General features: G+C 46.8%; 12 protein-coding genes. 6 read left to right on the top strand and 6 right to left on the bottom strand.

Annotated elements, in window-relative coordinates:
- Positions 1 to 12: 12 nt before the first annotated feature.
- Positions 13 to 174 (top strand): hypothetical protein, encoded by a 162-nt coding sequence (locus ACEW9J_RS25240; protein WP_373547824.1) that lies wholly within the window; start codon positions 13 to 15, stop codon positions 172 to 174.
- 483 nt (positions 175 to 657) lie between these two features.
- Here ACEW9J_RS25240 and ACEW9J_RS25235 read toward each other — a convergent pair whose 3' ends face one another.
- On the bottom strand, positions 658 to 1,749 hold the full coding sequence (locus tag ACEW9J_RS25235; protein WP_373547823.1) for a fatty acid desaturase: 1,092 nt from the start codon (positions 1,747 to 1,749) through the stop codon (positions 658 to 660).
- Positions 1,750 to 1,837: 88 nt separating this feature from the next.
- Positions 1,838 to 2,791 (bottom strand): M48 family metallopeptidase, encoded by a 954-nt coding sequence (locus ACEW9J_RS25230; RefSeq protein ID WP_373547822.1) that lies wholly within the window; start codon positions 2,789 to 2,791, stop codon positions 1,838 to 1,840.
- Positions 2,792 to 3,005: 214 nt separating this feature from the next.
- On the opposite strand from ACEW9J_RS25230, the gene ACEW9J_RS25225 reads away from it, so the two are divergent.
- Positions 3,006 to 3,476 carry a tetratricopeptide repeat protein gene (locus ACEW9J_RS25225; RefSeq protein ID WP_373547821.1) on the top strand — a complete coding sequence of 157 codons (471 nt, stop codon included), beginning with the start codon at positions 3,006 to 3,008 and terminating at the stop codon, positions 3,474 to 3,476.
- A gap of 256 nt (positions 3,477 to 3,732) precedes the next feature.
- On the opposite strand, the gene ACEW9J_RS25220 is transcribed toward ACEW9J_RS25225, so the two are convergent.
- Entirely contained in the window at positions 3,733 to 4,404 is a 672-nt protein-coding gene (locus ACEW9J_RS25220; RefSeq protein ID WP_373547820.1) for an acetoacetate decarboxylase family protein, read from the bottom strand.
- A 211-nt stretch (positions 4,405 to 4,615) separates the two neighbouring features.
- On the opposite strand from ACEW9J_RS25220, the gene ACEW9J_RS25215 reads away from it, so the two are divergent.
- The 4 genes from ACEW9J_RS25215 to clpS all read left to right on the top strand — a co-directional run bounded on the left by ACEW9J_RS25215 (position 4,616) and on the right by clpS (position 9,144).
- On the top strand, positions 4,616 to 5,356 hold the full coding sequence (locus ACEW9J_RS25215) for a DUF561 domain-containing protein (RefSeq protein ID WP_373547819.1): 741 nt from the start codon (positions 4,616 to 4,618) through the stop codon (positions 5,354 to 5,356).
- Positions 5,357 to 5,861: 505 nt separating this feature from the next.
- On the top strand, positions 5,862 to 6,617 hold the full coding sequence (cysE, locus tag ACEW9J_RS25210) for a serine O-acetyltransferase (RefSeq protein ID WP_373547818.1): 756 nt from the start codon (positions 5,862 to 5,864) through the stop codon (positions 6,615 to 6,617).
- Positions 6,618 to 6,807: 190 nt separating this feature from the next.
- Positions 6,808 to 8,856 carry an FAD-dependent oxidoreductase gene (locus ACEW9J_RS25205; RefSeq protein WP_373547817.1) on the top strand — a complete coding sequence of 683 codons (2,049 nt, stop codon included), beginning with the start codon at positions 6,808 to 6,810 and terminating at the stop codon, positions 8,854 to 8,856.
- A gap of 6 nt (positions 8,857 to 8,862) precedes the next feature.
- Complete coding sequence (gene clpS / locus ACEW9J_RS25200; protein ID WP_373547816.1) at positions 8,863 to 9,144, top strand: ATP-dependent Clp protease adapter ClpS; 282 nt, start codon at positions 8,863 to 8,865, stop codon at positions 9,142 to 9,144.
- 167 nt (positions 9,145 to 9,311) lie between these two features.
- On the opposite strand, the gene ACEW9J_RS25195 is transcribed toward clpS, so the two are convergent.
- The 3 genes from ACEW9J_RS25195 to ACEW9J_RS25185 form a co-directional block, all read right to left on the bottom strand.
- Positions 9,312 to 9,680: a hypothetical protein gene (locus ACEW9J_RS25195; protein ID WP_373547815.1), complete on the bottom strand. Its 369-nt coding sequence runs from the start codon at positions 9,678 to 9,680 to the stop codon at positions 9,312 to 9,314.
- A gap of 38 nt (positions 9,681 to 9,718) precedes the next feature.
- The gene (locus tag ACEW9J_RS25190; RefSeq protein ID WP_373547814.1) at positions 9,719 to 10,510 is read right to left on the bottom strand and encodes a nitrate ABC transporter ATP-binding protein; all 792 of its coding nucleotides are present in this window, start codon (positions 10,508 to 10,510) and stop codon (positions 9,719 to 9,721) included.
- A gap of 146 nt (positions 10,511 to 10,656) precedes the next feature.
- A complete protein-coding gene (locus tag ACEW9J_RS25185) occupies positions 10,657 to 12,642 on the bottom strand; it encodes a nitrate ABC transporter ATP-binding protein (protein WP_373547813.1) in 1,986 nt (661 codons plus the stop codon).
- Between the last annotated feature and the right edge of the window lie 3 nt (positions 12,643 to 12,645).

Raw genomic sequence — 12,645 nt, 5'->3', positions numbered from 1 at the left:
CCTTGCTAAAAAATGGTTTTGTTGCAAATATTCTCACTCGATCGCCAGATTCAAGCGATCGAGTGCAAGGGTTCTGAGCCTTTCAACGTCAAAACCTTGCACTTAATTTCTGAAAAAAGGCTCAAAACCCTTGCAGTGATTAGCTTGCTGAGATCTTCAGCAAGCCCTAAATAGTTGAGAGTCAACCATATTAAGGATATCTGCTCCGTTCAAGTACCGCCATCGATTGAAATCGAGGCTAATAGTGCAAAGTCCGCCTTCGCGGACTAAGAGAATAGTCCGCGAAGGCGGACTTCGCATTATGAGCAGAGACTTTAGTCTCTAGGCTCTTCTTAGAGGGTGTTTGAAAAGTTTTATTTGTTACAATCGCAGGCTGTCAATCCCCCTAAATCCCCCTTAAAAAGGGGGACTTTGACTCTTGCTCCCCCTTTTCAAGGGGGCTGGCAGGGTGGTTTCATACACCAGAAGAAAAATCTCTTAGTTCACTTCAGTGAACTTTTGCTATTAGCCCGAAATTCATTTCAGGGCGGATGAAGACTAAGCACCAGGGTTTAAGCATTTTTCTTTTCTTATATGAAACCACCCTGCCTTTTCAAGGGGGCTGGGGGATTAATTTATACTTTTCAAACACCCTCTTATCCCGAACTCACATTTAGATTATGAATCCGATCGCACTAATTCTCTGACACCGACAGCACAGGGACAAGTGACTGATTCTCGATCTAATTTATCTGTCAGAGTCACATCATCGCGATAATGTCGCGGAGTTTCCATCAACAATTTCCATGCTGTTCCCACTGGAATCAAATTATATGATTCTGGATAATGGGTTTGTAATAACTCTTGAACTAGGGGATAGTAGTCCGAATTAATACTGGGAAATAAATGATGTTCTGTGTGATAGGAAAAATTGAAGTGTAACAGGTCGAAAATCTTGGGCATTCTCAACGATACGCTATTAACTAATGGATCGTTGATATCAGTCATCGGGCACAAGAAATGGTTGGTATAAATATAAAACATTACTCCTGCATAACCAATACTCAAGGGTAATACATAGCCTAATAAGACTGCTAAAATACTAAACTTGAGATAAGTCAGTATACCTAAATGAACCAAAATGATCGCCACCAACTCAATGGCGATCGTCCGTCGTTTCTGAGGGCTAACTACTACCGGAGCCGGAACGAAATCAACCTCATCATGATTGAATAGTAAAATTGAAGTTAAATGGCGGAAAGTGTGGACTACCCAGGATGTCGCCATCCCCAATATCAAAAAAGTCCAATTCACTTGTGAAGAGGGTACAAATAGATTTTGAATCCATTTACCCCAGGTATCATTTTGTCCAACCAGATACATCCGATCGGGGTCACTGATGGCGTTAGTCTCGGTATGATGTTTGTGATTATGAACGGATTTCCATAGGGTTGGAGGCATCCACAGCAGCGATAGAGCCAAGAAACTGAGTAGATATCTCCAGCGCGGCTGCTGGATCGTACTCCCGTGCATCATGTCATGGGAGGCAAATAGGCAAATTACGATACTATTACCCATGATGAGACTCAGGGGAAGGTATAGCCATAACCAACCGATCGACCAGCGATCGAAATCTCGCGCGATCGCCCAACCAAGCCCTAAAATCAGGAGGTTGATGGCGAGGATAAATAATTTATTTGAATTGGGCTTAAAAGCTGCTGCTGGAAGTAATGGGCGCAGTACCTTGAGATATTCAGTTTGAGAGATCATTTAGTGACAATAGATTTTTCGGTAGCGCAGTTTGCCAGTTCGATTGTAGAGGATGGCAATATCCAAATTGCTCTATATTCTAACTCAACTATCGATCGCGAGATTTCCGGCGATCGATCTCCCGTTGGAGTTCGTCGATCTCGCGGCGCAAGCGTTCGGATTCACTCGCAGTTGGCGCGGTGCTGACTACTTCGACAGAGACACGCTGATACTTACCCTGACGAATATCGCGATACTCGGTAGAATCTGTCCACTCTTGGAGATAGTGAATACGTTCGACTGGGAATGGATGACTGAGCATTCCATTTACGCCCACATACATCAAGGCTTTATAAATTTGATTTAGTCCATCTTCATCTAAATTACGATAATTTTCAGATTGTTTAATAAATTCTTCGAGACTACATTCATCGGCATATTTTTTACTTCCACCCGCAATTTTCATCATCGTTGTCATCACAGTGCGGGGATTTTCCATCACTAGGAGTGCCGCTCGATCTGATGAGAGTTCAGCTTTGCGTCGCCATTCATAAAAAGCAACTATCAAGCCATTACTCACAATATTTCCCAGTCCAAAGGTCATTTCACCAATTACTGAAGCTGCATTCATCACCCACATTCCCATTTGAATCAGGATAGTATGTCCGCATTTAATATGTCCTAATTCATGCGCTAGGACAGTTTTGATTTCATCCTTATTGAGTAGGTCTAACAATCCTGTATTGATAACAATATATGGATGCTCCTGTCCCATTGCATAACTATTGACTTGAGGATTCTGACTGACAAATAAGGTTGGCTCAGGATAGATATCGAGATCCCGAACACATTCCCGAAACATGCCATAGATAGACGCATATTGTCTGGGGCCTGCTTGAATACTATTACCCATTAGGTATACTAGTTGAGGACGTTCGTAAATAAACTCGACAAACTTACTCGCCACTAGATTAAAACCTGGAATACTCCGCAGAGCTTGTTCGGCTTGAAGGTCGAGTGGATGTTTGAAAGCTTCGCTGGAAATGCCTGGATAAGTAGCCATATAAATTATAAATTGTGGTAATAAATTGTTCGCTTCAGGATCTGGGCTGGGAATACTTACTAATATAGTGAAGTATATAGATGGATGACAATTGCTGCTATTTGCTCTAAATTTAATTAATGCAAGCCGAGTGTTTAGACAGATCGAATACCAACGCTTGTACCGATCGAGTCGTTGGTGTAGCCTCTAAAGAACAAGAATCATAGGTAAAGATATGAATCAAAATTTAGTTGATAAATTACTCTTGGATTTGAAAAGTAGCGATCTGAACATTAGAGAACGTGCTACTAGTCAACTCTGGCGGATCTGGTTCTGGCAAAAAGGAAAAATACCACTCGAACAGATCGAGGAAAGTGAAAGATTGCTAGCTGAAGGCGATGTAGTCTCCGCTACATCGATTTTAGACGATTTGGTTGATGCTGTCCCAGATTTTGCCGAAGCGTGGAATAGACGTGCTGTATTACGATTTGTGACTCAAGACTACGATCGAGCGATCGCTGATTGTGAGAAGGCAATCGAACTCAATCCAGTTCATTTTGGTGCCCTACATGGTTTGGGATTATGCCATGCTGCTTTGGGTGATTATTTAGCCGCAATCGGAGCCTTTAGATCTGCTCTAGATATTCAACCCCACGCGATCGAAAATCAACGGCTGATTCTCGAATGCACTGCTAGACTTAGTTGATAATGTGGAGTTTGCCCGATCGCCTATCTAACTATAGCAATCCTAACTGAAAAGCTAGGTTGATGTAGGGTGTGTTGGGCGATAGCCGTAACGCACCACTATTTGATACCAGGGATCTGATTTAGAATCGCCATCACCCAAGTTGCTACCTCCCAGAATACCAACGATTGAAATCGTGGCTAATGTTGCAAAGTCCGCCTACGCGGACTAATAGACTAGTCCGCGTAGGCGGGCTTTGCAACCCGATGAGCGGTTTCTAACCACTTGGGTGGCGGCTGGCGGCTTCAGTCGTCCAGTTTCCCAAAATCGATGGCGCATTTGCAGTCAGATGAAGTCGATCGAATTGAATTGTGAACCACGGATTACCTAGATCGAGTGCAGCAAAAGAACTTTCAACCGGAATATTTAGGTGAAATGGATGCCATTTTAGCTCTGCTTCAATATTACCTTGAAATGATAAAATATCTCGTTCTAAACCACTAAAAACATAACCACTAATTTTAAATTTATCCCAGAAGGAAAGTGGTAATTCTATTTGAGAGCGATCGACTTGACAGAGAGATCTATTATTTTGTGAAACTGTTATCTGGCGATCGCTCCAACTAAAATCAGCCATCTGTTTGGGCAGCCCCCAAATATTTCTACCTCCCGCCACAGATATGGCTGAATCGACATAAATGTGCGAAATCCACGCCCCGATTTTTCCCTGATAGCGCACCAGAGCCGGAGCTACAATCAGCTCATGATATTCAAGGGTTGAATTCGACTCATAAACTGACAGATACACGCTCCCCACTGTTTTACCTGGAAGCACGGAAACAATCTCTAAATCTACAGGTACGAATTGCTTGGCTCTTTCCACATCGATCGGATGGAAAGATTCTACCGCACTACCGTAAAGATGCCAGGGAGCTGGAGGATAAGACATATCGAGGACACAAAGAATTAAATTTGTCAGTAGAACAAGGGCAATTACTCGACTCTTAATCGATCGAGCATTTCGCTCAAAATCGAGGATGTATTTAAAATTATACTTATTTTACTAATTCAAGCTTGTTGACTTTAGTGTCGCCGATCGGTCAATTTCGCCCGATCGATGTCAAAATAGTTCAGATAAACATTTATACGTCTCTTCAGATATGTTGAATACCCTCCAAGCAGCCTTTACTAGTAACCAAGTCCTGAAAGTCATCAGTGGGTTGAATAATTTCGATCGCGATCGAGTAGCTGCGGTAGTCAGAGCAGCCGATCTTGGTGGTGCGACATTTCTCGATCTTGCGGCTGATGCGAACCTAGTCCGCATGGCACGTCAGCTCACCAATCTACCAATCTGTGTTTCTGCTGTCGAGCCTCAATTATTCGTCGCTGCGGTAGAAGCTGGTGCTGACTTGATTGAAATCGGTAACTTCGATAGTTTCTACGCTCAAGGTATCCGATTTGAAGCGGATGAAGTTTTGGCACTAACTCAGGCTACCCGTGCCTTATTGCCACAGATTACCCTATCTGTAACAGTTCCTCACATCTTAACTCTAGACAGACAAGTTGAGTTAGCGCAAACTCTAGTAGCTGCGGGTGCGGACATCATCCAAACCGAAGGTGGTACTAGCAGCGCACCCACTCACACAGGTACCCTCGGTTTGATTGAGAAAGCAGCACCCACCCTGGCGGCTGCTTATGAAATCTCTCGTGCAGTCAATGTACCCGTACTTTGTGCATCTGGTTTATCCAGTGTCACTGCACCACTAGCAATTTCTGCTGGTGCTGCGGGAATTGGTGTCGGTTCGGCAATTAACAAGCTCAATGATGAGATTGCCATGATTGCTGTGGTTCGCAGTTTGGTAGAAGCTCTAGCTGCTACCCGCGCCACCGTCAGAATTTAATCGCCTCACATCTTGTACCAATAGATCGGATGACTCTGATACCCCGCCCTTAGCCGCAGGCTGTGCCTAACGGCAGGGTATCACCAAAGCCAACGATTACCCAATACTAAATCCAAAGCCCAAGCACCAATGCGTTCGCGTAGCGTCTCGGAGAGAAGCGCGCTACGCTACCGACAATCTAACCCTTACGCAGGGGAGTTTGAGGGGGCGGCGGCTCGCGCTCATCGGGTTCCCCGAGGGTTTAGCGAGACAAGACAGCGTTCCGCTCCTCAACGGGGGGTTTGGGGGTCGGTACCCCCAGACCCGAGTTCTGTCCACACTAAGAAAATCGCCACCCACAAATTCTCTTCGTTTGCCGCCATGCTTAGTACAAGTAGTCATCTTAACAAAGGTAAACCTAAAGCCTAAAGCCCAACCCCTAGATTGGGTTAGCCGTACTGACATCGATCGAGCGATATCCGTTAAAATACCTAGTAGCCTCTTTAGAGATCCTGGAACAATTGCTGTGCTTTCACAACTAATTGCCGACTTCCGCATCATTTTCGATCGAGATCCTGCCGCACGTAACTGGCTAGAAGTTATCTTCTGCTATCCAGGATTACAAGCCTTATCGCTGCACCGTTTTGCTCACTGGCTGTATCTTTTGGGCATCCCCTTTATTCCGCGCTTCATTTCTCATCTAGCCCGATTTTTTACAGGTATTGAGATTCACCCAGGTGCGACAATCGGTAAGGGGGTATTTATCGATCATGGGATGGGCGTAGTCATCGGTGAAACAGCAATTATTGGTGATTATGCCCTAATTTATCAAGGTGTAACGCTCGGTGGTACTGGCAAAGAAATCGGCAAACGCCACCCTACACTAGGGGAAAATGTCATCGTTGGCGCAGGTGCCAAGGTATTAGGCAATCTCCAAATCGGTAGCAATGTGCGAATCGGTGCGGGTTCTGTCGTACTGCGAGACGTACCATCGGATTGTACGGTAGTCGGCATTCCTGGGCGGATATTGTATCGAGCGGGCGAACGAGTTGGGCCATTAGAACATGGTAGTCTACCGGATACAGAGGCTCAAGTAATTCGGGCATTGGTCGATCGCATTGAAGGTTTGGAACAGCAAGTGCAGAAGATGCAAGTCGAACAAACTTGCAACGCGATCGTTCAAGGCATCGAAACCCCGTCGGCTGAAGAAATCAACATCCCCCAAAGTTGTCATTTGGAAGATCGAGCCATTCGCCAATTTTTAGACGGTGCAGGAATTTAAGCGGGACTGGGGGCTAAAAGTCGGGGTAATCGATGAATTGCCCCGACTTTTTTGTCGGGTATCTCAACCAACTGTCGATCGCCGATGTGTATTATGATTGGGTGATCTGGATCGATCGTCAGCCATCAACAGAAGCCTAAGTTTGGCGAATCGCTGTCAAGTATCAACTGTCAACTGTTTAACCATCCAAATGAAAATAAACAAACCATTAGCTGCTCTATGTTTGGGCTTAGTTTCGATCCAACTAAGTCATCCACCAACCATCCTGGCTGCGGCAGCCAAGCCTGTAGAGCAGACAATCGGCTGTGACATTGCGATCGCGGGTGGTGGTTTGAGCGGTACGGCGACGGCTTATGAAGGGCTAGTGGCTGGAAAAACAGTCTGCATGACAGAAATTACCGACTGGGTAGGCGGACAAATTTCTGCTCAAGGTGTATCCGCACTAGATGAACGTCCGACTCAACGCACCAAACTGTATTTTCCACGCGGTTATCTCGAATTTCGTCAAAAAGTTCAAGATTATTATGGCAAACTAAATTCTGGATACTGCTGGGTAAGTGAAGTTTGTTTCATCCCTAAAGATGCCCACAAAATCCTGTATGGGATGCTCAAGAACGCTGAAAGCAAAGGTAAGGGTAAACTACATTGGTATCCCAACACGGTAGTCAAAGAACTGATTGTCGGGAAAAGAGGGGAAGGACAACAAATTAAGGGAGTAGTGGCAATTCAACACCAACCGCAGCCAGGAACTGCACCTCTAAATACCGAACCCCTATCGCGGACGATCGAAGATGCTTATAGTTATCAAGACTCGAATAAGTTTCAGAAGCGCAAAATTATCTTTATCCCAACTTATAAAACACCCGCACAGCAAGCCGCAAAACCCGCAGATTGGTATGTAGTCGATGCAACAGAAACCGGAGAACTGGTAGGATTGGCAGATGTCCCCTATCGGCTGGGACTCGATCCGCGCTCTGCTGATGAACCCTCAGCAGCCAGCACGACAGGCGATCCTTACTGTACTCAGGGGTTTACATATCCCTTTGCGATGGAGACGACAGCTACCCCACAAACTCAGGTTCCACCAGTTTTTTATTCACAATACGCGCCCTACTATAGCTACGAACTCAAACGGTTGGCTGACTTTGGCATAGTCTATACCTATCGGCGGATTTATAGTTCGGGTACGGGAAAACCTACCAAATTTGGCGGCATTAATTACACGGCTCCCACAACTGGAGACATCTCCATGCAAAACTGGACGTGGGGAAATGATTATCGTCCTGGTAGTGCCAATGATAATTTGATCCTCGATCGATCTCAATTGCAAGTCGGTGGACAACTTCAACCAGGCGGCTGGATGGGTGGCTTACGGACAGACGCCCTCCGCAAAGGTGAAGAAAATGCCCAAGGATTCTATTACTGGCTAGTCGCTGGTACAACTGATTCTCGCGCCAACCCCGATCCGAAATCTCCTGATTATTGGGTGAAGACTCCCAATCCCAATCAACGCTATCTCAGTGGCTTGAAATCTCCCATGGGCACAGCTCATGGACTATCAAAATATCCCTACATTCGGGAGGGACGCAGAATCATCGGTAGACCTAGCTATGGTTATAAAGATGGATTTGTGATTACAGAGGCGGATATGAGCCGCAACAACCTGCTCGATCCTAACAGAATGCCCCAACTCACTCCAGCACAATCCCGTCGGTTAGCAGCAAGTTTGTCAGGCGTAAATGCTTTAAATGTCCTGACAGGGGATAAACCTACCCCACGCAATCGATCGACCATGTATGCTGATACTGTCGGCATCGGACACTATGCGATCGATTTTCACCCCTGTATGCAAAATAGCCCGCCCGAAGCTCCCAACAACCGCGAACGTGACGGCGCACGCAAAGGCGAAGGACAGGCTTACCCATTCCAAATTCCCTTACGGGCAATGATTCCTCAAAAGATTGATAATATGTTAGTGGCTGGAAAAAGTATTGCCACCAGTCATGTCGCTGCTGCGGCATACCGGATTCACTCTTTTGAATGGTCTGCTGGGGCTGCCGCTGGTACCACCGCTGCCTACGCCCTCGAAAAAGGCATCACACCCGCCCAAATGGTTGAAGCCCTCCCCGATCGATCGCCCTCAATTATTGAGTTACGCAAACGCCTAGAAGCCAACAATAATCAAACGTCTTTTCCAAATACTTCAATTTTTAACAATAACTGGCAAGAGTGGAAGTAATCATCTATGGTTTTTACGACGGAAAAGTCTAGTCAAACAGTCCCAAAGACCTATCCAAATTTTAAAGTCATCGTCTTAGATGATGACTTTAATACCTTTGAACATGTCCATACTTGCTTGATGACTTATATCCCTGGCATGAGTGAAGATCGTGCCTGGGAACTAACGAATCAAGTCCATTTTGAAGGGCGAGCGATCGTCTGGGTTGGCCCACAGGAGCAAGCGGAACTCTATCACCAGCAGTTACGCCATGCGGGCTTGACGATGGCACCATTAGAAGCAGCATGAGTGGCTAAAATCGATTCTCTTTCAGAGAGGCTATGCCAACGAACTTAGGTGTAAAACTTAAAATGTAGCGATCCACTAATTGATGAAGGAAATTGCACAACATGGAACCAGTTGAAAGCTGTGCTTCAGTAGTCATAAAGTAATTCATCGAAACATTGCACGTATCTTCATTTGTTGAGATGCTTTAATCCAACCACAAACATCACGAATGCTACGCACAATCCGACCGATATTACAGCTTCAGAAGCTGTGGGCGGGAAGATTAAAATATAACCCTTATTTTTAATCAAAGCAGAAAAGCTTGATACACAAAATGGCATCAGGAAGAGGCGAAAGGTCTGCCACGGGTCTGTCTGTCTGACAGTACCGCCAATACTAAGCATCAGTGCAATGCCAATTAATGCGCTAATACCCAGAGAATTGAGCCAGATGGCAGCCGACGAATCAAAGTGGTTGACCACAGCAACCAAATACCAAATTAGATAGCACCATAGCACCGTCTTACCCGCACTCAGTGCAGCGATATATTTGTACATAATTTGAACTTGGATAATTAAAATGAAGGCTTAAATACCTAATCATCTAAATGAGCGTATCGATTGAAGAGGAAGTCGAGGGCATAATTGCGTAAATCGATATAGGTATTACTGTTCATAATCTTTTCCCGATTGCGAGGTCGATCGAATGGAATGTCTAGCACTTCGCCGATTTTAGCAGCGGGGCCATTAGTCATCATTACCAGTCGATCGGCTAGATACAATGCTTCGTCAATATCATGGGTGATCATTAATACTGTGACCTTATTTTCGCGCCAAATTGCGAGTAATTCGTCTTGCAATTCTTCTTTAGTAATTGCATCGAGGGCACCAAAGGGTTCATCTAAGATTAGTACTTGGGGCTTGATCGCGAGGGCGCGGGCGATCGCCACTCGTTGTTTCATCCCACCGGATAGTTGTCCGGGTTTTTTACTGGCTGATTCAGTTAGTCCGACCATATTTAGATGTTCGCGGACGATCTCTTTTTTTTTGGCTTCAGTGTGGGTGGGATAAACGGAATCGACGGCTAGATAAATGTTGTCGTAGGCGGTGAGCCAGGGCAGGAGACAGTAGTTTTGGAAGACCATCATTCGATCGGGGCCAGGTTCGGTAATTGGGCGATCTTGGAGGGTGACTGTGCCACTGGTAGGGGTGTTGAAGCCGGATACCATGTTGAGGAGGGTGGATTTGCCGCAGCCAGAGTGACCGATCAGACAGACAAATTCGCCTTCGTTGACGGTGAGGTCGATGCCGTCAAGGATGACGGTGGAGCCGTAGGTTTTGGTGATGCGATCGAGTGTGAGGAAGGGGGTCTCGGGTTGGGTGAGCATGGTGTTTTTTTAACGCAGAGGGCGCGGAGGGTGGTGTTGGTGCGTGGGGGAGGATGGTGTTTTTTTTTAACGCAGAGGGCGCGGAGCGGGTGTTGGTGTGTGGGGTAGGTGGTTGGGGTTGACCGCAGAGGGCGCGAAGGGGTAGTTTATTTTAGATCGATGTTTTTGATTTCTAGTTCGCGGTGGATGGGTTGGTTGTGGAGATAGTTGAGGGGGTCTTCGGGGTTGAAGACTTGTCCGTCGAAGAGTTGGAAGGGGTCGCGATCGGGTTCGATGCCGATGTATCCTAGTTGTTGGCAAGCGGTGAGGAAGTGGTCTACGCGGCGAACTCTACTGAGGATTTCGATATGATTTTTGGGGAATGGGGTAATCCCCCACCGTGCGAGTTGAGTAAGAATCCATAGTCCTTCGACGCGGCGGGGACAGTTGGCGTTTTCGACGTGGAATTGGTGGTAGCGCGGGAGGTTTTCGGGGAGGGTATTGCCACCTCTGTCGAATGGCCCGATTAAGCCAGGGCGGATATATTGAGGGAAGATGTTTAGGTATTTGGTAAGGAGGCTGAGGATTTCTGGGCGATGGCGGGGTTCGTCGCAGTATTCGCAGGCTTCGAGGATGGCTCGGACGATCGCGCTGTGGGTGTTGGGGTGTTGTTGTACCCAGGCTTCGGTGAATCCGAGCACTTTTTCGGGGTTGCCTGCCCAAATATCTAAGTCAGTGGCGATGACAAAGCCGATGCCTTCTTTGACGGCTTGGGTATTCCAGGGTTCGCCGACACAGAAGCCGTCGATTTCACCAGATTTGAGCAGATCTCCCATTTCTTGGGGTGGGATGACGACGAGATTTAGATCGGTGTCAGGATCGATGCCAGCGGAGGCTAGCCAGTAACGCAACATCAGGTTGTGCATGGAGCACGAGTGGACGATGCCGAGGGTGAGTTTGCGATCGATGGTGACATTACTAATTGCGGCTCTGAGGGTTTGGAGGGTGCGGATACCTTGGTTATACAGTTCGGTGCTGAGGGTGATGGCGTTACCGTTGCGGGACAGAACTAGGGGCACGGAGATCGGGGTAGAAGGTCTTCCATTCATGCCGAGAGTGAGGGCTAGGGGCAGTCCTGCGACCATTTGGGCGGCGTGGATTTCCCCGCTTACGAGATTGTCGGCGATCGCGTCCCAGCTAGCTCCCTGGCACAAGTTCACCTGTTCGATCCCATATTTAGCAAAGAAGCCTTTTTCTTTAGCAATAATCAGCGGAGCGGAGTCGGTGAGGGGAATGTAGCCGATATTGACTGTGGTTTGCTCTAGTTTGGTGGTTTGGGGGACGAGGACTTGGGTGGATTTAGCAGATTGGCGTTGTTTGACCCGTTTTTGTTGGTTGAGGAAGTTGATGATCTCGCTCCGCATGGGGTAGTAGTCGGGGTGTTTGACTACTTCCATCCGGTGGCGGGGACGGGGTAAATCGACGGTGAGGATTTGACCGATCTGGGATTCGGGGCCATTAGTGAGCATTACCACTCGATCGGACAATAATAGAGCTTCATCTACGTCGTGCGTCACCATGACAGCGGTGACACCGCTCTCTTCACAAATGTGCATCAATTGTTCTTGCAAGCCGCCACGGGTAAGCGCGTCGAGGGCACCGAAGGGTTCGTCTAATAGTAAGAGTTTCGGGCGAATAGCTAGGGCACGAGCGATCGCCACGCGCTGTTTCATCCCACCTGAAAGTTCGCTAGGTCGCTTTTTCGCCGAGTGTTGTAAGCCGACTAATTCGATGTGATGTTCGATGATGCTATTGCGTTCGCTCTGTGGTTTTCTACTGTAGACTTCATCAACAGCCAGGGCAATATTTTCCCGCACTGATAGCCACGGCAACAGCGAATAATTCTGAAATACTACCATCCGATCGGGGCCAGGTTCGGTGATTTCTCGCCCTTCTAAAATTACCCCGCCCGCAGTGGCTCGATCGAGTCCCGCTATCATATTTAATAATGTCGATTTTCCACAGCCAGAGTGACCGATCAAAGACAAAAATTCACCCTGTTTAATCTCTAATTCAATATTTTTAAGCGCGACATATTTTCCGCCATTAGCCAGCGGGAATACTTTATCTACATGGTCGATTTGAACAAACATACA

This window comes from Chamaesiphon sp. (genome assembly GCF_041737865.1).
Taxonomy (GTDB): domain Bacteria; phylum Cyanobacteriota; class Cyanobacteriia; order Cyanobacteriales; family Chamaesiphonaceae; genus Chamaesiphon.
Note: the sequence above shows the minus strand (reverse complement) of the source record. Positions and strands in the feature narration are given on the sequence as shown.

Coding starts and splice junctions, on each gene's coding strand:
- ACEW9J_RS25240 (WP_373547824.1), top strand. CDS start 13: ATGGTTTTGTTGCAAATATTCTCACTCGATCGCCAGATTCAAGCGATC.
- ACEW9J_RS25235 (WP_373547823.1), bottom strand. CDS start 1,749: ATGATCTCTCAAACTGAATATCTCAAGGTACTGCGCCCATTACTTCCA.
- ACEW9J_RS25230 (WP_373547822.1), bottom strand. CDS start 2,791: ATGGCTACTTATCCAGGCATTTCCAGCGAAGCTTTCAAACATCCACTC.
- ACEW9J_RS25225 (WP_373547821.1), top strand. CDS start 3,006: ATGAATCAAAATTTAGTTGATAAATTACTCTTGGATTTGAAAAGTAGC.
- ACEW9J_RS25220 (WP_373547820.1), bottom strand. CDS start 4,404: ATGTCTTATCCTCCAGCTCCCTGGCATCTTTACGGTAGTGCGGTAGAA.
- ACEW9J_RS25215 (WP_373547819.1), top strand. CDS start 4,616: ATGTTGAATACCCTCCAAGCAGCCTTTACTAGTAACCAAGTCCTGAAA.
- ACEW9J_RS25205 (WP_373547817.1), top strand. CDS start 6,808: ATGAAAATAAACAAACCATTAGCTGCTCTATGTTTGGGCTTAGTTTCG.
- clpS (WP_373547816.1), top strand. CDS start 8,863: ATGGTTTTTACGACGGAAAAGTCTAGTCAAACAGTCCCAAAGACCTAT.
- ACEW9J_RS25195 (WP_373547815.1), bottom strand. CDS start 9,680: ATGTACAAATATATCGCTGCACTGAGTGCGGGTAAGACGGTGCTATGG.
- ACEW9J_RS25190 (WP_373547814.1), bottom strand. CDS start 10,510: ATGCTCACCCAACCCGAGACCCCCTTCCTCACACTCGATCGCATCACC.
- ACEW9J_RS25185 (WP_373547813.1), bottom strand. CDS start 12,642: ATGTTTGTTCAAATCGACCATGTAGATAAAGTATTCCCGCTGGCTAAT.